Source organism: Enterococcus montenegrensis (genome assembly GCF_029983095.1).
GTDB classification, from domain to species: domain Bacteria; phylum Bacillota; class Bacilli; order Lactobacillales; family Enterococcaceae; genus Enterococcus_C; species Enterococcus_C montenegrensis.
Genome location: NZ_CP120467.1, coordinates 760,497 through 777,985, shown reverse-complemented (window position 1 = coordinate 777,985; position 17,489 = coordinate 760,497). Strand labels below are relative to the sequence as shown.

The window sequence follows — 17,489 nt, the reverse complement described above, 5'->3', positions numbered from 1 at the left end:
TATTTCATTCAAAGGAAGATTATCCATGATATTATTACAAGCAAATCAAATTGCTCGCCTTTTTGGCGCAGAAGTCTTATTTCGCAATATTCATTTAGAGATTGCTACAAAAGCACGCATTGGACTGGTGGGGCGTAATGGGGCCGGCAAATCCACTCTATTAAAAATCATCGCCGGCATTGAAGCCCCCGATGAAGGAACAATCGCTAAAAATAAAACTGCAACCTTAGGATATCTAGCCCAAGATACCGGCTTAACTTCTGAGGCAACAATTTGGGATGAAATGCTGACCGCTTTTGAAAAGGTCCGACAAATGGAACAGCGGATGCGAACTTTAGAAGTCAAAATTTCAGAAAGCAATCCCAGTGGTAGTGATTATGAAAGTACCTTAAAAGAGTACGATAAATTACAACACGATTTTGCTGATAGTAACGGCTACGGTTATGAAAATGAAATCCGCTCTGTTTTACACGGTTTTCAATTTGATGAAAGCTTTTATCAGCAAAAAATTAACAACCTTTCCGGTGGCCAAAAAACGCGACTGGCTTTAGCCCGCATGCTTTTGCAAAAACCAGATATTTTAATATTAGATGAACCTACTAACCACTTAGATATAGAAACGTTAAGCTGGCTAGAAAACTATTTACAAAACTATAGCGGTGCCTTACTGATTGTTTCTCACGACCGTTACTTTTTAGATAAAGTAACCAATGAAATTTACGAGTTGAGTCGTCATAAAATGACTCACTACAAAGGCAATTACAGTCGCTATTTGGATTTAAAAGCCGCACAATTAGCCAGTGAATGGAAAGCCTATGAAAAGCAACAACAAGAAATTAATAAGCTAGAAGATTTTGTTGCGCGAAATTTAGTCCGCGCCTCGACAACCAAAAGAGCCCAAAGTCGCCGCAAACAACTGGAAAAAATGGAACGGCTAGATCGACCTCAAGGTGCAGAAAAATCAGCACATTTTCTTTTCCATATTGATAAAGTGTCTGGTAATGTCGTTTTACAATTAAACGATGGGGCAATTGGCTACAGCCCCACTGATATTTTAGCCCAACCTGTGGACTTAGATATTCGCCGACAAGACGCCATTGCTTTAGTCGGACCAAACGGCATCGGCAAGTCTACGTTATTAAAATCCTTAATCGGACAGCTTCCGTTTATCCGCGGCGAAGCCCAATTAGGGGCGAATGTTTCCATTGGCTATTACGATCAAGGCCAAGCAGACTTAAACAGCAATAAAACGATTCTACAAGAATTATGGGATGAACATCCTACTACCCCAGAATTAGAAATTCGCAATGTCTTAGGGAGCTTCTTGTTTTCTGGTGAAGATGTGGATAAGCCAATTAATTTATTAAGTGGTGGTGAAAAGGCACGTGTCGCATTAGCAAAACTGGCAATGGATGAAGAAAACTTTTTGATCTTAGATGAACCTACTAACCACTTGGATATCGATAACAAAGAGGTCTTAGAAAATGCCTTGATCGACTACGAAGGAACTTTGCTTTTTGTTTCCCATGACCGTTACTTCATCAACCGAATCGCCACCAAAGTCATCGAGCTGTCCCCAGAAGGCAGTCGGTTATTTTTAGGTGATTACGATTATTATCTTGAAAAGAAAAAAGAAGAAGAAGAAATTGCCGCCCTACTCGCTGCGGAAAACAACGACACACCCGTTGTTATCTCCGCTGGTAAAGAAAACTTCCAAAAAAGTAAAGAACAACAAAAACTTCTCCGCAGCCTACAACGTAAAGTAGGCGATGTGGAACAAAAGATGAGTGAGACAGACGAAATAATCGACCAACTAGAAGCCGAAATGGTAAAACCAGAAATTTTAGCTGATCATCTGCAACTACAAGAATTAAATGAAAAATTAGAGGTTGCCCGTAGTAAACAAAACGAGCTGTTAGAAAAATGGGAAGAATTAAGCCTGGAATTAGAAGAATACGAATAAAAGGTTGCCACTAAACGTGATCAGCTTTTTACAAATAAGAGCAGAATTGTTGGAAATCCTTCTTCAAATTTTTGAAAACTTGTCTTAAAGTAATTTATTCATGTGAAAATTTTATACTTTCTGCCCATAAAAAATGTCTAGCACAAAAGTCAATCTGACAATTGCGCTAGACATTTTTAATTTACGGCATAATAGGCTCTAATTTTATCGCGTTTGTATTCTTTAATTATTTTTAGCGCCCGTTTACGGGTTTTAATATTGGGGCTTTTCAGCCTGCGATAGGCACTCGCCAAATCTGTTTTTTCCATCATCTTCCTCCTTATTTTTTTAAGCTTAAAAAAACTTAATTTGCTGTCTATTTCACTTCTGTAAATATCACTTTTTGACGTAACTGAGGTGAATATTTTTTTAGCGTTAAGCGTTCGGGGTTGTTACGTTTATTTTTACTCGTTAGATATAAACGTTCTTTTGTTATAGGCGACTCTAAGATAATATTTTGACGCATTTTTTAACCTCCTAGCGCTCTTCTAGATACATTTGTAGCTGCAAAGTTTCATCATAGTCAAAAACGTTGGCAGCTAACGCTTGTAACAATTCATTTTTAAAATCCAAAGTTATTTCCCAAAAACCTTCAATTTGTTGGAATAAGTCTGCATCATAGTTTATAAAAATAGGATACAAAGCTAAGAAATCCTCAAAACTCAAATCTTTTTCTTCGTAAAAATCTTTAATCATGCCATTTTCCAACGCACTTTCAGTTGGCATGCCAGTTTGGGTAATCAAGCCAGCAGCCACCATATCTTTATAAATTTGACTTTTTTCAAGTAGAATCCCGTTTTTTTCCTGTTGATAATTAAAGCAGTCTTCCACTAAAGGCGGATAAATAATTTGCAAACTTCTCCCTCCTTTATTTTTCCTCTGCCACATTGCGCCCTTTGTAATATCCTTTTAAAGAAACGCGATGAGAACGTCTGTAATCTCCCGTAGCAGCATCAAAAGAAATTTCTGGTCGTTTCAAATTTTGATGGGTTCGTCTAAGCCGTTTTTTCATTTTTGATGTTTTTCGTGCAGGTACTGCCATTTTTCATTCCTCCAAATCACGTGTTTATTTCTTACCAGCTAGCCTTTTTCACGCCCGGAATTAACCCTTTGTGGGCTAATTGGCGGAAATTGATACGGGACATCCCAAATTTACGCATATACGCCCGAGGACGACCATCGATTTGATCGCGGAATTTCAAGCGATTGGGATTGGAGTCTTTTGGTAGTTTGGCTAAAGCAACATAGTCTTTTGCTGCTTTTAATTCCCTACGTTGCACGGCGTATTTTTCAATTAAAGCTTCTTGTCTTTTCGCTTTTGCAATTTTTGATTTTTTTGCCATTTGTCTTACCTCTTTTCGTTTTTCATTATATAAATCGTAATCGTTTCGTTTTGAACTCCATTACATTACCAACTTAAAAAAAATTTGTCAACACTTAAATAACATGAGTTTCAATTCAGATGAATCACCTATCATCTTTTGTACTGACTAAGTCACTCATTTTATTTGAAAGTATCTTTTTTTAATGACGCTTTCAAACGACTGATAAAATTTAAGGTTTGGTAAATCAGACCCATGACCGATATCTTTTTTTAGAATTTTGCTTTAGAGTAAACCCAGTATGAATCAAAAGCGAGGTGTTTTCATGGCAAAAAAGAAATCCCGCCAACCCCAAATAATTTTTATCGGTTTTTGCATGCTTATTTTAGGTGTAATTTGGCTTTTTTTTATAAACCCTACGCAGGATACTCCATTACAAAGTGCAAGCATTAGTCAAGAGGAGTATAGTCAACAAGCCAATCATACTTTAAAAGGAAATCAGATCCCCACACCTTTGATTTTACAGACAGACGAACGTTGGGCTAATGATACCTATGGTAGTGGCGATAACAATACACTAGCCCAAAACGGCTGTGCAATTTTATCTTTGACAATGGTGCTTTCTTATTTTGAAGGAAAAGAAGCCGTCCCCCAAGATATTTTAAATTGGGCCCAAAATAATTATTTTGTTGCCGGACAAGGAACTGCTTGGCAAATTTTTAGTGATTTTGCTCATCACTACCAACTGCAATATCATGATTTAGGTACTGATTTTCAAAGTGTGCAACACTACTTACGGCAAAAAATCCCCGTTGTCGTCTCTGTCAAACCGGGTCGTTTTACCGATGTGGGACATATTATGGTACTTGGAGCAGAAGCAGACAATCAAATTTTAGTTTTAGACCCTAATGATACGCCCGCAAAAGCAACTTACAAAGAATTATTTCATCCCCAAGATTTAACAAGTGAGGCTGTCCATTATTGGGCTTTCACCAAAAGCTAGGCTTTTCTTACTGTCTTAATGAGTATAAATAATAGCCGCTAGCAGTTTAATTGACTTGCTAGCGGCTATTTTTTTAGAGCTTTTATTTTTTTAACATTTTTTCAATCCGATCTAATTGATTCTGTAATAAAATAATTTCCTTTTTCAACTCAGCCAATTCACTATCCTCTTCCACTTGTCGCATGGCTTCGTTTTTATGGCTGAAATAAGAGGTGATTGTTGAGGTCAAGATCCCGATAAAACCAATCCCTAATAGCATCAGAACTGCGGCAATCAATTTACCAGCATCAGTCGTAGGGGCAATGTCTCCATACCCAACTGTGGTAACTGTAACAATTGCATACCACAAAGCGTCTGCAAAAGAGCGATTTTCTGCAATAGAGAATAGTCCGGCTCCAATCACAATAATCCCTAAACTAATATAAAGGACATAAATAAAACCATTGGTATATAAAATACTGCGCTTATTGCGCGACAGCTTCCCAAATAGTCCGATAATTCGGGCAATACGATTAATACGGGCAATTTTGCCAAAATGCGCAAGTCCTAGTACTCCAAAAATGAAGTTAAGGGGCAAAATCGCAATCAAATCAAAAATATTCTTTTTGAAAAAAGTTTTTTTAGCTGGATCAACAAGCAAACGCCCACAATAATCAATGGTAAATAAAATCCAAATCAAATAATCAACAACACGAAACGGATTTTCATTAATATTAATGACAGATGCAAAATCTAACAGCATCAAAATAATCCAAATAATGGATAAGGTTAAATTTAAAACGTGATATTCATGATTATACTCGTTCAATTTCTTTTGTAACTTTTTGAGCATTTCATCACCTCTTGTCTTTTCTATTCTAGCCATCGTTTTACTTTCTCACAAGAATTTTGTCGCTTTTTTCCATAATTTTGAAAAGTTTCTTTGTAATCGTTTCCCATTCCTCTATACTAGAAAGTAAGAAAAGGCCGTTTTATTTCGTATTTTGGTTATAAAATTTTGCTACACAGGATTCGTTTTGCTTTTTCGTAAGCCAAAAGTTCAAAAAATAAAGGAGTGATGTAGATGCGAATCGGAATTGCCAAAGAAATTAAAAATCATGAAAATCGGGTGGCACTACCCCCAAGTGGTGTCTTAGAGCTCGTGAAAGCTGGCCACACTGTCTTAGTAGAAAGCGAAGCTGGCTTGGGTTCTGGTATTTCTGATGTGGCGTATCAAAAAGTTGGCGCACTTTTGACCGATGCTGCTGAGGTTTGGAACTGCGACATGGTGATGAAAGTAAAAGAACCACAGCCAAGTGAGTATCAGTATTTTAGAGCAGGGTTAGTTTTATTTACTTATCTCCATTTAGCTGCCAATAAAGAATTAACACTTGAATTGATGAAAAGCGGTGTTACAGCGATTGCTTACGAGAATGTTCAATTAGCAGATGGTAGTCTACCACTACTTTCTCCGATGAGTGAAATTGCAGGTAGAATGGCCGCACAAATTGGGGCACAATATTTACAGCGAACATTTGGTGGTAAGGGAATTTTACTTGCGGGTGTTCCAGGTGTCCGCCAAGGTAATGTCGTCATTATCGGTGGTGGCGTTTCAGGATATAACGCGGCACGTTTAGCACTTGGTTTGGGAGCACGAGTGACGATTTTAGATGTAAATATCAATCGTTTAAAAGAATTGGATGATATTTTTAACGGACAAGTTCAAACTCTAATTTCCAATGAACTGAATATTCGTAATTCGTTAAAAACAGCTGATTTAGTCATTGGTGCTGTCTTACTTCCTGGTCACAAAGCTCCAGTTTTGGTGACAGAAGAAATGGTAGCCGCAATGCCCAATGAATCTGTTATCGTTGACATTGCCATTGATCAAGGCGGAATTTTTGCTACTGGTAGTAAAGTAACCACTCACAAAGATCCGACTTATATTGCGTCAGGCGTTATTCATTACGCTGTTGCCAACATGCCTGGAGCTGTACCTCAAACTTCAACTCATGCCCTAAGCAATGCTACATTGCCTTACGCAAAATTATTAGCAACAACTAATTTAGAAGATTTATTACAATATAACGATGCCTTGTATCATGGGGTCAATACGTATAAAGGGCAATTAACCCTGCAGGCTGTTGCAGAAGATTTGGATTTACCCCATACAGAATTGTCCGCGCTAATTTAAAAAGGAAAGATTTGTTCTTTAGTTAATACGATTATTTATTAAAAAATGTTCTGTCAAAAAATAGCTAAGGAAAATAAAAGTAGGAATATTATTGGTGGAATATTAGTCTTGCTGTTTCTTAACCAAATGATTGAACCCGCTGTTTTAGGCGAGACAGATTCTAGTGAGTACTATATAAAGGTGATCATAAATGTGCTCGCTATATCGTGTTAGCTTGTATATTTGCAGCAATTGGTATCAAGTTCCTTTTTGATAAAGACTAGTTCAAAAGTAAAAAGCAAGTCTAGAAAGAAAAAAAGCGGAGGTAAAAGAGATGGCGATAGCAGGGATTTTATGTCTGATGCTGTTTGCGGTGTTGGCATTTGGAATTCGGCAGCCGGCAGTAGAACGTTTGGATTCCCAAGTGACAGAAAAAGTAGTCAGCCTGCGGCGTCCAGCTATAAATAAAGTGATGTTCTTTTTTACCCAGTTGGGGCGCTTTTCCGGCGTCGTAGTGGTGATGATTGCACTGGCGCTGATCCCTGGATTCTGGTGGAAAGTAGTCCGGCCGGCGGGAATTGCCTTAACGATTAGCTGGTGGCTGGCATTTGCCATGAAGCGGGGAATGAAACGACCACGACCAGAGGGAAAGCGACTAATCGAGGAGACAGACCATAGCTTTCCCAGTTTCCACGCTACCTGTTCGGCGGCGCTATACCTTAGCTTAGCATTGGGCAGCTGGGCTCTTTATCCGCAACTAGCCTTCTTATTGGTTGCAGCAGCCGTGACAATCGCCGGGCTGATTGGATTTTCCCGTATCTATTTGGGCGTCCATTTTCTGACAGATGTTCTAGGAGGCTGGCTCTTTGGTAGCGGAGTTACCCTATTAGTGTGGGCAGTACTGGCACATGTGTAGAAGATGCGCCAAAAAAATCACAACAGCTTTTTTATAAGCTATTTTTTTCGATGTTTATGGTGCTTTAGATCTATTTAAGCTATAGCGCTATTACCTTTTCAAAAATCCTTGTGCATTTTATTTGCGTTTTTAGTATAGTTTTTAGAAATACCGATAATGAGTTATTATCCCAGTAAATTTTAAAGCACCATAAAAAACGACCTTTGTAAGGTTAGTCTAAGAGCTAAACTTTACAAAGGTCGTTTTCTTCCTTTTTATTCCTTATCCACCAATTTGACTCATGTGTCGCCAAGTAGGTTGCCGCTCTTTTACTTTTTCTTGTTCATCTAATGCCATTTGATGATTTTCTGGCTTATCGTTTAAAGCCGTAACCACAGCTGCTTCAAAAGCTGCCGCGTCATCTAGTTTGTTACGCAAATTAATTTCATCTGCCCAATAAAGGCAAGATTTTAAACAACCATCTGCTGTAACTCGCAGGCGATTGCAACTTTCACAAAATTGACAACTTACAGGGTGGATTAAACCAAAAGATCCCTTTGCGCCTTTAATTTGATAATTCTCTGAAGGGCCATTACCGGACAATGTCAGTTTTTCATATGCCCAACCTTCAGTCTGACAAATTGTAAAGACTTCTTTTACCCCGGCATAGCCTTGCGTCCAATTCTTTTTTTGACTGGCAATTGGCATAAATTCAATAAAGCGTACATTAACCGGCTGAGTTATCGTATAACGCAAAAAATCCCTTAATTCCGTTTGATTTTGTCCATTTATAACAACTGTATTTAGTTTAATAGCTTTAAAGCCTTGCTGACTAGCAGCATCAATTCCTGCAAGCACTTTTTCTAATTTGCCACCCCGCGTCATCTGGTGATACTTTTTAGCATCAAAAGTATCTAAACTGATATTTAACCGATCAACCCCTGCTTTTTTTAAGTCAGCAGCCATTCTTGGTAAAGCCAGCCCATTTGTCGTCACTGATAAATCTTCAATCTCGTCAATTGCCTTAATTCCTGCCGCAATTTCCAGTATATCTTTGCGTAATAAAGGCTCGCCACCCGTTAAACGCACTTTTTTGATGCCCATTTTAGCGAAGTGTTTTACTAAAGTAATAATTTCAGTAGCGCTTAAAACTTTTTCGTGGGGAAAAAATGGTAGCCCTTCTTCTGGCATACAGTATACACAACGTAAATTGCAGCGGTCCGTAATCGAAAGACGTAAATAATCATGCTGGCGGCCAAAACGATCCTGTAAAGTTTTTTCTTGTTTTTTTATAAGCATTGCATTTGTCATGTTAACCTCCACTTACAGGTGGAATTAACGCTACTTCATCTGTCTTAGTCAAAGAGATTGTTTCATCTTGCACAAAATTTTGATTTACTGCCACACTACAAGTTTCAATTTCAGCAGCATAATTCGGGTAAGTCTTGGCTACAATTGCCAATAAATCTTCTTTTTTTATTTCTGTTGGTAGTGCTACGCTAATTTCCGGCGCAATCGCTTCAGCCAAATAAGCAAATAATTTAATGGGTATCATTGGCTTAAACCTCCCCAGCGGACTTTATCTGTATCGTATTCTTTTTTCCAAATTGGAACATTTCTTTTCAAATGATCAATTAAATATTCACAGCCTACAAAAGCATCTTTACGGTGGGGACAAGCCACCCCGATAAATACCGCTTCTTCGCCAATTTTCAATTCTCCTAAACGGTGAACCAAAACGACTTTTGCGCCTTTTGCTTCGACTTTAGTCGCTAAATTTAAAAGCTCTTTTTCTGCCATTTCTTCGTAGGCTGTATAGCCGATCCCTTTTGTTTGGATTGCACCGGTCCACTCGCGAATGACACCCGCAAAAGTAACGATGCCACCATATCGGGGATCTTTTAATTGATTATAATAAAAGGCAACATCAATTGGTTCTGTCTGTAATTTAACAAGCGCCATAACGTTTCCTCGCTTTCTAATTTGTGAGATACTGAACGTATTGTAATGCTTTCTGATAAAAAAAGAAATAAGTGCACTCCCCAATTCCCTTTTTTTTATTCTTATGTTATGTTAACGTGAGAATTTTTGTCTTTTTAGCTACTACTATGACTATTTTTTAAGGAGGTTGTCATGGAACGATACGATCGTCAAATCCGAGTCAAAAAAATTGGCCCCTGCGGCCAAGAAAAAATTGCCCAAGTCCACGTTTTAATCGTTGGCTGCGGAGCACTTGGCAGTTATACAGCAGAACAGCTGCTGCGCATGGGGATTAAAAAAATGACTTTACTGGATTTTGACTATGTGGAGTTAAGTAATTTACAACGGCAAACCCTTTTTACCGAAGCTGATGCCACAAATAACGTTGCCAAAGTCGAAGCTGCAAAAAATGCTTTAAGTAAAATTGATAGCAGTGCGAAGATTTTTGCTTATAAAGAAAGTTTCAGCGATTACATTTTGCAAGAAGAAAGTTGCCCTGATTTAATCTTAGATTGCTCTGATAACTATCAGGTTCGTGAAGAAATTAATAACTATTGTCACTACTATAAAATTCCTTTTGTTTTTGCTGCGCTAGCGGCCACAAGTGGACAGGTGATGGCTATAAATCCTGTCGATGCCCCTTGTTTAGGTTGTGCATTGCCACAATTAGACGCTCTTATTCAAAAAGATTGTGATTTATTAGGCGTCATAACACCTTTAGTGCCAATGATTAGTAGTTACCAGGTCAGTCTGGCTTTAAAAATCATCACAAATCCAAAAGAAGTTATCTGGGATGAAATGCTTTATATCGATGCTTGGTCTTACCAGTTACAAAATTTTAAAGTAAAAAAACAAGCTCATTGTAAATACTGCCAAAAAACAGAATTAAAAAACGCTCCACAAAATTTTATGATAAAAAAAATGTGCGGTCAAAATGTCTTTTCCACTCAAATACCCGCAGCTACTTTCGTTCTAATTGATCACTTTTGTCAAAAACAGCAGTTGCCATTAAAGAAAAATCCATTAGCCGCTCGCTTTACTTGGGATGACTATGAGTTCACCTTATTTCCCAATGGCCGTCTTCATTTTTATGGCTTTACCACTAGCAAGTCGATTCAACCGTATTTAGACAATCTTGTAAAAGGAGCTTTAATTGCCCATGAAAGTTAATGTAAGTATCCTCACCGTTAGCGATACCCGTAGTCTTGCAGATGATTTTTCCGGCCAGCTGATTTTTGAATTATTAACAAAAAAAAATTTCAATCCATCCCGACATATTATCGTTAAAGATGATTGCGCTGCAATTACCCATGGGGTCGGCTCACTGGTGGCTAATAGCGACGCAATTATTTTAAATGGCGGTACCGGTATCGCCAAACGTGATGTCACCTTTGAAGCCATCACACCACTTCTAGTGCAGGAAATACCGGGCTTTGGGGAATTATTTCGTTATCTTAGCTTTAAAGAAATTGGCAGCCACGCCCTTGCTTCTCGCGCTTTAGCGGGTTTTACCCAAGATGATACTTTGCTTTTTTGTTTACCTGGTTCCACGAAGGCTTGTCAGTTAGGCATGGAAAAACTCATCTTACCAGAATTAGTCCATCTATTAAAAGAGCGCCGAAAATAAATGCTACTCATTTTTTATGATGAATAAAAAACACCCCAAATGGACAATGCAACTTGTACTTTTTACGTTGCATTGTCCATTTGGGATTATTTATTTCTTCTTTAAAAAACTAAGTGTTGCTTATTGCTTGGTGTAATGCCCACTTTTACCACCAATTTTTTCTACCAAGTGACAGTCAGTAATCACCATGCTCTTATCCATTGCTTTACACATGTCGTAAACTGTTAATGCTGTAATTTGACACGCCGTTAATGCTTCCATCTCTACACCTGTCTGCCCATTTACTTTGACTGTTGCTTGAATAGTCAACGTATCAACTTCATTATCGGTAAATAATATATCCACGCCACTTAGAAGTAGCAAATGACACATCGGAATTAATTCACTCGTTTTTTTTGCTGCCATAATACCTGCTACTTGGGCGACAGCTAACACATCCCCTTTTTTTACTTGGCCTGCTTTAATCCGTTGTAACGTCTCTTTGGTCATTTTTACTGTCGCTTGTGCCGTTGCCATCCGGTAATTTACCTTTTTGTCGGTGACATCTACCATTTTTGCCCGCTCTTGTTCATTGAAATGCGTTAATTCATTGTTCATTTGTCTTTGCTCCTGTTCTTTGACCCAGTTTTCAAACCAAGTCTGGCTTTTCTCCTTAGAGGTTAAATCTATTAATTTTGCACCTCTATTTTCAGGAAAAATCGTCCCCACATAATCAAAGGGACCAAATTTTGAAAAATCAGCAACTTCATCTTGTGGACGCAACAACAATAATTTGGGATATTTCTCCCATTTGAAGCCCTCTATTAAAACCAAATCTGTTTGTGGTCGGACAAAATCATTGATTTCAGTCGCTAACAAAACTTTTTTTTCAGGCTGACGTACTTCATGCCAAAAAAAACCACCGTCTTGCTGCATTCCTACCTGATCTGCTCCCGCCTCACTAAAGCGCGCCGTATCTGTACCTGCTACATCCATTGCCACACTATGATGGGTATGTTTAAACGCGGCTGTTTTTAAGCCTAACTGTTGACTTGCTTGAATGAAATTGATCATAGTTGTGGTCTTGCCACTTTTTTTCTTGCCAATTATTTGTAAGGTAAGCACCAAACTTCTACCTCCGTTCCTGCAGTTACAACTGTATCATGGGGAATTTTAAAAAAGCAGGTTGTCAAATGCAAGTTTCCTAAGGCGCTGGATTGATCGCTGCCGACTAATGAGACCACTTTGCCGGTCGCAGTTTCTGCCCACGTTCCCCGTAAATAACGATCAAAACTATTTGGCTTTTGATAATCATGCGCCAATTTCATCTTCGTAATTTTAATTTCAGTGGAATTTCCTTGCATATTTTGCAATAAACTCTCAAATAATAAATAAAAGCCAGTAAAACAGGCTCCTGGATTACCTGAAAGTGCCATGACTAGCGTTTTTTCATAGACAAACGCCGTAGTAGGACTACCTGGTCGCATGGCAAGTTTATTAAACAATAGTTGCCCACTTTCTTTGGCCGCAACTGCTAGGAAATCAAAATCCCCCACGGAAACACCACCGGTAGTCAAAATTAGATCGGCTTTTTTAGCTAAGTCGTCTAGCTTTTCTTCAAGACTTTTTATATCATCAGCAATTTGCCCACAATAGACGACTTTTCCACCATTTTCTTTTACTAAGGCTTCCAATAAAGGCCCATTCGAATTGTAAATTTTTCCAGCAACAGGCGCATCTTTTGGCTGTAACAATTCTGTCCCGGTCGCTAGAATTGCTACTTTTGGCCGCTTATAAACCAAGCAAGTCGCAAAACCAAAGGCTGACATCAAACTAATTGCCCCCGCATTAATGAGCGTTCCTTTTGTCAGTAAAACTGTCCCTTTTTCAAATTCTTCTCCAATTGGGGTTATATTATCATTACGGCTACCTGCTTTGATCACAACTTTTCCATCAGCTAACATAGGGGTGTTTTCCAGCATAATAACTTTTGCAACTTCATCAGGAACTTTTGCTCCGGTCATAATTCGGATCGTTTCTTTTGGCTGTAATTTTTTTTTCAGTTCAGATCCGGCTGGCACTTCAGCAGCAAGTGTTAAGGTAATCGGATAATCGTGATCATCTTCAGCTAAAATACCATAGCCATCATAACCCGAACGGCGAAAAGCCGGTTGTGGAAAAGGGGCTATTATATCTTGGGCTAAAGTATATCCCAACGTTTCTTCGACTTGTTTTTCTTGTGTTATTTTTTTTGGTACCACTGCTGCTAATCTTTCTTTTGCTTGCGCCAATGTAATAACATCTCGATTTAAATACATATCTTCACCTTCGCTTGCGTATTTTTTCACATATAGGGAACTCCCTAGCTGTTCTGACTTCTGCCCTATGATAAACTAACGAAGAGTTTTTGGCAAAGGGGGATTTTATGACAGTTGGAATTATTTTAGCCGGTGGTCACTCCAGTCGTTTTGGTAGCGATAAGGCGTTATATTTTGATGCACTTTATAAAGAGTACTGGGTTTGTTTGGCCTATCAAAAACTTGCAGCACTGACAGATACTGTTTTTATTTGCGGCAATGCTAATAATCAGCAAGCGCTAAAAAGCATATTGCCAAAATCTGCGATCGTGCTGACAGACTGTCTTCCATTTATTGACTGCGGCCCCTTAAGCGCACTTTATGCGGCGGCAAGTCAAAATCAGTGTGGGACTACCAGACAAGACTATTTGATCCTCGCCGTAGATTATCCTGATATTAGCCAAGATAGTTTGTCTGCGCTTCTTTCAAAACGTAATTGCTACTTACAAGATGCTAACCAGAAGAATCACTACACGGTAGCCCATTTGTCTTTTTGTAAAGATGACCTGACGTACTTTTTAACAAAAAACAAACGAATGAAAAATTTTTTAACTTATCTTTTAGCCATCCCAATTTTTGCCGATCAAAACGTAGTAAATCAAAATACATTATAGAAATGAGCGCTTAACATGAAAAAAATCGTCTTACTTGTCCCTTTATTTCTGCTAACGTTAGGTGCTGCCGGCTGCACTAAAAAAGAAGCTGCCCAAACACCTTCTCCGCAACCAGAAGTGACCCTTCACTATTCTGCAGCAGCGAGCTTAAAAGATGCCTTAGGTGAAATTGAAAAAAATTACGAAAAGGCCAATCCCTCCATTCATTTAGATATTGATTATGGTGGTTCTGGTGCAATTCGTGAAAAAGTTGTCGCTGGCGCCCCCATGGATGGTGTTTTATTAGCAAGTAAAGCCGATACAGATAAATTAATTGAAGCTGGCAAATTGGAAGCTGAAAATAAGTTGTTAGAAAATACTTTGGTAATCGTCAAAAACAAACAAGACGATCGCAAGAAAGCTGATCTAGCAACTATTGTAGCTGATGCCAAAAAAATCGCCATCGGTAACCCAGAAACCGTTCCAGCTGGACAATATGCAAAACAAAGCTTGGAAAAAGCTGTCTTATATAATGCCGTCAAAGAGCACCTTGTTATGGCCAGTGATGTACGCCAAGTATTAGCCTATGTTGAAGCAGGCAATGCAGAGGTTGGTTTTGTCTACAAGACAGATGCCCTTACCAGTGATAAAGTTGCCGTTTTGGCAGATGTGGAAAATGATTTGCACGAAGATATTTTATACTATACTGGCGTTGTAAAAGACAGCAAAAATAAAGCAGCAGTCACAAAATTCAATACCTACTTAGGCAAATCAGAAAGTCAAATAGTTTTAGAAAAATAGGGCTTTACTATGGCGCAATAAGAATAATATACCCTTACAATTGCGCGTAACTACGAGAAAAGGAGTTGAACTATTTGCTAAGCCCACTCCTGCATTCCCTGATTGTGGCGACAGTTGCGACAATTATCGCCTTTTTAATTGCATTGCCCTTTGCCTATTGGGATGTTTATTATCCTTATCGCGGCAAAAAAATTGTCGAAATTATTTTTTTACTTCCCTTGGTCTTACCCCCAACGATTGTTGGATTTTATTTATTACAGTTATTTGGCCGTTATGGCGTTTTAGGCCAGTTATTGGAACAAGTCAATTTCTCATTAATTTTCACTTTACAAGGTGCCACTTTGGCTACTGTCATCGTGATTTTACCGTTAATATTTCAAGGATTAAAAGGAGCCTTTGCGGCCGTTCCTAAAAACTTGATTGCCGTTGCCAAAACGCTGTCAGCAAATCGGCGTGAAGTCTTGTGGCGCGTTATTTTGCCCAACTGTTGGCACAGCCTGGTTGCAAGTATTATCCTAGCTTTTTGCCGGGGGTTAGGAGAATTTGGCGCTAGTTTAATGGTCGCAGGTTTCATCGAAGGTAAAACAGATACCCTTGCTACCGCCATTTATTTTGCTGTACAACAAGGAAATCAAAACTTAGCCTATACGTTAAGTTTTATTAATGTGGTTATCGGGATTATTTTACTGCTTTTCATTCAACTACTTACCTATTATCAAAAAAGGAGCTTTTAGATGAGTTTAAAACTACAAATTAAAACCCAACTAACTCCTAAAAATCTAACTTTTCATTATGATTTTTTTGCTCCGGTAACGGGACTTAGCGGTCCTTCCGGCGTGGGCAAAACAACTATTTTAAACGCCATTGCCGGGCTTATTACAGCCGATGATTGCAAGCTTACGTTTAACGATGTAACGTGGGAAGATACCCGTAAAAACTTTTCATTACCCACCAATCAACGAAATTTAGCCTACGTGATGCAAGATGTAGCTTTATTTCCTAATTTAAATGTCACAGAGAATATTCTATTTAGTCAAAAAACAGCTGTGAAGAAAAAACAAACACCCCCTGCTAGTGACTACTTAAGCTTTTTATCTACCCGTTTGAATATCACAAGTCTTTTAAAGCAGCCCATCTACAAACTTTCCGGCGGACAAAAACAGCGAGTTGCTTTGGCACGTGCCTTGTATAGTCGCCCCAAATTATTACTGTTAGATGAACCCTTTAATGGCTTAGATGATGAAATGAGGCAAGAGGCTATCACATTAACCAAAGAGCTTTTAGCAACTGAAAAAATCCCAGCCATTATTGTCAGCCACCATCGTGATGAATTAGAAGCCATGGCTGATGAAATTGTCCGGGTAAAATAAAACTTATCCTTGTATCCTATAAAAAAACTGTTATAGTAAAATTACCTTGGCAGGGGCGTTTATGCTCACAGACACAAAGAATCTTTCTTTGTGTCTTTTTTTGCACTAATTGCCAGCAAGCGAATTTGTAAAGCCAGACATTGTTAAGACTACTACTATTCTAATTTTTTTGTAAATACTCACATTTTCTTTTGCGATAAAAAAAGAGCTGGAGATTTATCACAGCTCTTATCATCTTTATTCTATTTATTCGACAACTTCAACTTCTTCAATACTTGCTTTTGCAACAGGCTTTTTAACAGTTGCCAATACAAAGTTGTGGGTAAAGTGATAAACCACATACCCAATAACTAACGTGATCAAAAATAATTTTGCACCAAAAACTTGATTGAAAAAATTCCCTGGCGCTGTATGTCCCACATTGATTAAAAAACGTGCCGTATTCAATGTCGCGATTAAGCTGATGGCCATCGGGAAAGTTAGAGCAGCAAAGGTGCCATCAAATGGTCGATTCACAAAATTTGGCAGACTTTTTAAGATATATAAGAAAATCAAACAAATTAACGCATATAAAAACGTTACAAGCATCATGTTTGGTTGTGCCGTTAAGTTAAAATAGCTAACCAAACACAGGCTAGGTGGTGCTAAAAAGATAGTTTTCATTAATTCTGTTTGGCTTGCCATGCCCAATTTCAAAATACGGATAAACATGGCCGGCACCAAAATAGCAGAAATTACAAAACCATAGCCCAGTAAAGCTTTTAAAATAATCGGATTTCCATAAGCTGTTCCCACCACCACTGGGACTAAAATTCCCACGTAGGTAACAAACCAAGAAGGTAAAAATGTATTAAGATTAAATTCTCTGATTACATTGCGCCAGGTGAAAAACAAAATATGAGCTGCGTGTACTACCACTGCCACATACCACATACCAATACCCAAAATTGGCAAGTAAGGATAGATATAACTGGATAAAATTGCCGTTAACATCATTACCGCAGCGTATAAACTGCCGGGGACAACTTGTGTATATTCTTTTTTAAAGGTATCAAAATGCAATACAATTTTGCTGATTGTTAAAACCCACACGATTAGTGCAAACCACATAACAAGATGGCGGATACCACTAAAACCAATGGCATTAAAAGCATTGGCTAATGTACATAAACCTACTGTGGTAGCCACCGCGCCTACCGGTAGTTTATCAGATCCTTGAATCATTTTTTTCATAACTTCACGCTCCTATTGGATTAATAAAAAACTATTTTCACGGAAAAATCCGCTGTGTTATTTGTTAAAAAGTGAGCAAGTAATGCTAGTAGCTTAAAGGTGTGCTTACTAGTTTTGAATGAAGCTGAAATCATGTGACGTCTCCACATTCAAATTTCCATGATCTCAGCTTCAT

The 17,489-nt window shown here is 38.4% G+C and carries 22 protein-coding genes and 1 pseudogene; 10 read left to right on the top strand and 13 right to left on the bottom strand.

Features of this window, described 5'->3' with window-relative positions; translation table 11 throughout:
• Positions 1–25 precede the first annotated feature (25 nt).
• Positions 26–1,963, top strand: coding sequence for an ABC-F family ATP-binding cassette domain-containing protein (locus P3T75_RS03745; protein WP_206905245.1), 1,938 nt, complete (start codon positions 26–28; stop codon positions 1,961–1,963).
• 176 nt (positions 1,964–2,139) lie between these two features.
• Here the strand turns inward: P3T75_RS03745 and P3T75_RS03740 are convergent, their stop codons facing one another.
• Genes P3T75_RS03740 through rpsN form a run of 5 tightly spaced genes read right to left on the bottom strand, consistent with a single transcriptional unit; the run spans position 2,140 to position 3,345 of the window.
• On the bottom strand, positions 2,140–2,271 hold the full coding sequence (locus P3T75_RS03740) for a putative metal homeostasis protein (RefSeq protein WP_206905247.1): 132 nt from the start codon (positions 2,269–2,271) through the stop codon (positions 2,140–2,142).
• A gap of 47 nt (positions 2,272–2,318) precedes the next feature.
• The gene (gene rpmG, locus P3T75_RS03735; protein WP_282462245.1) at positions 2,319–2,468 is read right to left on the bottom strand and encodes a 50S ribosomal protein L33; all 150 of its coding nucleotides are present in this window, start codon (positions 2,466–2,468) and stop codon (positions 2,319–2,321) included.
• 11 nt (positions 2,469–2,479) lie between these two features.
• Complete coding sequence (locus tag P3T75_RS03730; protein ID WP_282462244.1) at positions 2,480–2,857, bottom strand: hypothetical protein; 378 nt, start codon at positions 2,855–2,857, stop codon at positions 2,480–2,482.
• A 13-nt stretch (positions 2,858–2,870) separates the two neighbouring features.
• Positions 2,871–3,044, bottom strand: a complete 174-nt coding sequence (gene rpmF / locus P3T75_RS03725; protein WP_206905253.1) for a 50S ribosomal protein L32 — start codon at positions 3,042–3,044, stop codon at positions 2,871–2,873.
• A gap of 31 nt (positions 3,045–3,075) precedes the next feature.
• Complete coding sequence (gene rpsN, locus P3T75_RS03720) at positions 3,076–3,345, bottom strand: 30S ribosomal protein S14 (protein ID WP_206905259.1); 270 nt, start codon at positions 3,343–3,345, stop codon at positions 3,076–3,078.
• A gap of 280 nt (positions 3,346–3,625) precedes the next feature.
• Here rpsN and P3T75_RS03715 point away from each other — a divergent pair, with 280 nt between their 5' ends.
• Positions 3,626–4,327 carry a C39 family peptidase gene (locus tag P3T75_RS03715; protein WP_282462243.1) on the top strand — a complete coding sequence of 234 codons (702 nt, stop codon included), beginning with the start codon at positions 3,626–3,628 and terminating at the stop codon, positions 4,325–4,327.
• 82 nt (positions 4,328–4,409) lie between these two features.
• Here the strand turns inward: P3T75_RS03715 and P3T75_RS03710 are convergent, their stop codons facing one another.
• Positions 4,410–5,159, bottom strand: a complete 750-nt coding sequence (locus P3T75_RS03710; protein ID WP_206905369.1) for a potassium channel family protein — start codon at positions 5,157–5,159, stop codon at positions 4,410–4,412.
• Positions 5,160–5,390: 231 nt separating this feature from the next.
• On the opposite strand from P3T75_RS03710, the gene ald reads away from it, so the two are divergent.
• Positions 5,391–6,500 carry an alanine dehydrogenase gene (ald, locus tag P3T75_RS03705; RefSeq protein WP_282462242.1) on the top strand — a complete coding sequence of 370 codons (1,110 nt, stop codon included), beginning with the start codon at positions 5,391–5,393 and terminating at the stop codon, positions 6,498–6,500.
• A 313-nt stretch (positions 6,501–6,813) separates the two neighbouring features.
• Positions 6,814–7,395, top strand: coding sequence for a phosphatase PAP2 family protein (locus tag P3T75_RS03700; RefSeq protein ID WP_282462241.1), 582 nt, complete (start codon positions 6,814–6,816; stop codon positions 7,393–7,395).
• A gap of 261 nt (positions 7,396–7,656) precedes the next feature.
• Here P3T75_RS03700 and moaA read toward each other — a convergent pair whose 3' ends face one another.
• Genes moaA through P3T75_RS03685 form a run of 3 tightly spaced genes read right to left on the bottom strand, consistent with a single transcriptional unit; the run spans position 7,657 to position 9,336 of the window.
• Positions 7,657–8,685, bottom strand: coding sequence for a GTP 3',8-cyclase MoaA (moaA, locus tag P3T75_RS03695; protein ID WP_282462240.1), 1,029 nt, complete (start codon positions 8,683–8,685; stop codon positions 7,657–7,659).
• Between the two features lies 1 nt (position 8,686).
• Positions 8,687–8,929: a MoaD/ThiS family protein gene (locus P3T75_RS03690; protein ID WP_206905263.1), complete on the bottom strand. Its 243-nt coding sequence runs from the start codon at positions 8,927–8,929 to the stop codon at positions 8,687–8,689.
• A complete protein-coding gene (locus P3T75_RS03685; RefSeq protein WP_206905265.1) occupies positions 8,926–9,336 on the bottom strand; it encodes a molybdenum cofactor biosynthesis protein MoaE in 411 nt (136 codons plus the stop codon). Before P3T75_RS03685 ends, P3T75_RS03690 begins: the two co-directional genes overlap by 4 nt.
• A gap of 171 nt (positions 9,337–9,507) precedes the next feature.
• Here P3T75_RS03685 and P3T75_RS03680 point away from each other — a divergent pair, with 171 nt between their 5' ends.
• Entirely contained in the window at positions 9,508–10,524 is a 1,017-nt protein-coding gene (locus tag P3T75_RS03680) for a HesA/MoeB/ThiF family protein (protein ID WP_230709302.1), read from the top strand.
• Positions 10,514–10,981: a MogA/MoaB family molybdenum cofactor biosynthesis protein gene (locus P3T75_RS03675; RefSeq protein WP_206905270.1), complete on the top strand. Its 468-nt coding sequence runs from the start codon at positions 10,514–10,516 to the stop codon at positions 10,979–10,981. Before P3T75_RS03680 ends, P3T75_RS03675 begins: the two co-directional genes overlap by 11 nt.
• Positions 10,982–11,101: 120 nt before the next feature.
• Here the strand turns inward: P3T75_RS03675 and moaC are convergent, their stop codons facing one another.
• The 3 genes and pseudogenes from moaC to P3T75_RS03660 all read right to left on the bottom strand — a co-directional run bounded on the left by moaC (position 11,102) and on the right by P3T75_RS03660 (position 13,308).
• Positions 11,102–11,578 (bottom strand): cyclic pyranopterin monophosphate synthase MoaC, encoded by a 477-nt coding sequence (moaC, locus tag P3T75_RS03670; protein ID WP_230709521.1) that lies wholly within the window; start codon positions 11,576–11,578, stop codon positions 11,102–11,104.
• Between the two features lie 204 nt (positions 11,579–11,782).
• A pseudogene (locus P3T75_RS03665) lies at positions 11,783–12,034 on the bottom strand (molybdopterin-guanine dinucleotide biosynthesis protein B); the annotation flags it as partial.
• A gap of 32 nt (positions 12,035–12,066) precedes the next feature.
• The gene (locus P3T75_RS03660; RefSeq protein ID WP_282462239.1) at positions 12,067–13,308 is read right to left on the bottom strand and encodes a molybdopterin molybdotransferase MoeA; all 1,242 of its coding nucleotides are present in this window, start codon (positions 13,306–13,308) and stop codon (positions 12,067–12,069) included.
• Positions 13,309–13,385: 77 nt separating this feature from the next.
• Here P3T75_RS03660 and P3T75_RS03655 point away from each other — a divergent pair, with 77 nt between their 5' ends.
• The 4 genes from P3T75_RS03655 (at position 13,386) to P3T75_RS03640 (ending at position 16,081) form a co-directional block, all read left to right on the top strand.
• Positions 13,386–13,931: an NTP transferase domain-containing protein gene (locus P3T75_RS03655; protein ID WP_282462238.1), complete on the top strand. Its 546-nt coding sequence runs from the start codon at positions 13,386–13,388 to the stop codon at positions 13,929–13,931.
• A 15-nt stretch (positions 13,932–13,946) separates the two neighbouring features.
• The gene (gene modA, locus P3T75_RS03650) at positions 13,947–14,711 is read left to right on the top strand and encodes a molybdate ABC transporter substrate-binding protein (RefSeq protein ID WP_282462237.1); all 765 of its coding nucleotides are present in this window, start codon (positions 13,947–13,949) and stop codon (positions 14,709–14,711) included.
• Positions 14,712–14,785: 74 nt separating this feature from the next.
• Positions 14,786–15,445, top strand: coding sequence for a molybdate ABC transporter permease subunit (modB, locus tag P3T75_RS03645; protein WP_206905296.1), 660 nt, complete (start codon positions 14,786–14,788; stop codon positions 15,443–15,445).
• A complete protein-coding gene (locus P3T75_RS03640) occupies positions 15,446–16,081 on the top strand; it encodes an ATP-binding cassette domain-containing protein (RefSeq protein ID WP_282462236.1) in 636 nt (211 codons plus the stop codon).
• A 246-nt stretch (positions 16,082–16,327) separates the two neighbouring features.
• Here P3T75_RS03640 and P3T75_RS03635 read toward each other — a convergent pair whose 3' ends face one another.
• Positions 16,328–17,314 carry a TDT family transporter gene (locus tag P3T75_RS03635; RefSeq protein WP_282462235.1) on the bottom strand — a complete coding sequence of 329 codons (987 nt, stop codon included), beginning with the start codon at positions 17,312–17,314 and terminating at the stop codon, positions 16,328–16,330.
• Positions 17,315–17,489 lie beyond the last annotated feature (175 nt).

Bases quoted from the DNA above. Each gene is read 5' to 3' on its own strand.
- P3T75_RS03745 (WP_206905245.1), top strand. From the start codon at position 26: ATGATATTATTACAAGCAAATCAAATTGCTCGCCTTTTTGGCGCAGAA.
- P3T75_RS03740 (WP_206905247.1), bottom strand. From the start codon at position 2,271: ATGGAAAAAACAGATTTGGCGAGTGCCTATCGCAGGCTGAAAAGCCCC.
- rpmG (WP_282462245.1), bottom strand. From the start codon at position 2,468: ATGCGTCAAAATATTATCTTAGAGTCGCCTATAACAAAAGAACGTTTA.
- rpmF (WP_206905253.1), bottom strand. From the start codon at position 3,044: ATGGCAGTACCTGCACGAAAAACATCAAAAATGAAAAAACGGCTTAGA.
- rpsN (WP_206905259.1), bottom strand. From the start codon at position 3,345: ATGGCAAAAAAATCAAAAATTGCAAAAGCGAAAAGACAAGAAGCTTTA.
- P3T75_RS03715 (WP_282462243.1), top strand. From the start codon at position 3,626: ATGAATCAAAAGCGAGGTGTTTTCATGGCAAAAAAGAAATCCCGCCAA.
- P3T75_RS03710 (WP_206905369.1), bottom strand. From the start codon at position 5,159: ATGCTCAAAAAGTTACAAAAGAAATTGAACGAGTATAATCATGAATAT.
- ald (WP_282462242.1), top strand. From the start codon at position 5,391: ATGCGAATCGGAATTGCCAAAGAAATTAAAAATCATGAAAATCGGGTG.
- P3T75_RS03700 (WP_282462241.1), top strand. From the start codon at position 6,814: ATGGCGATAGCAGGGATTTTATGTCTGATGCTGTTTGCGGTGTTGGCA.
- moaA (WP_282462240.1), bottom strand. From the start codon at position 8,685: ATGACAAATGCAATGCTTATAAAAAAACAAGAAAAAACTTTACAGGAT.
- P3T75_RS03690 (WP_206905263.1), bottom strand. From the start codon at position 8,929: ATGATACCCATTAAATTATTTGCTTATTTGGCTGAAGCGATTGCGCCG.
- P3T75_RS03685 (WP_206905265.1), bottom strand. From the start codon at position 9,336: ATGGCGCTTGTTAAATTACAGACAGAACCAATTGATGTTGCCTTTTAT.
- P3T75_RS03680 (WP_230709302.1), top strand. From the start codon at position 9,508: ATGGAACGATACGATCGTCAAATCCGAGTCAAAAAAATTGGCCCCTGC.
- P3T75_RS03675 (WP_206905270.1), top strand. From the start codon at position 10,514: ATGAAAGTTAATGTAAGTATCCTCACCGTTAGCGATACCCGTAGTCTT.
- moaC (WP_230709521.1), bottom strand. From the start codon at position 11,578: ATGAACAATGAATTAACGCATTTCAATGAACAAGAGCGGGCAAAAATG.
- P3T75_RS03655 (WP_282462238.1), top strand. From the start codon at position 13,386: ATGACAGTTGGAATTATTTTAGCCGGTGGTCACTCCAGTCGTTTTGGT.
- modA (WP_282462237.1), top strand. From the start codon at position 13,947: ATGAAAAAAATCGTCTTACTTGTCCCTTTATTTCTGCTAACGTTAGGT.
- P3T75_RS03640 (WP_282462236.1), top strand. From the start codon at position 15,446: ATGAGTTTAAAACTACAAATTAAAACCCAACTAACTCCTAAAAATCTA.
- P3T75_RS03635 (WP_282462235.1), bottom strand. From the start codon at position 17,314: ATGAAAAAAATGATTCAAGGATCTGATAAACTACCGGTAGGCGCGGTG.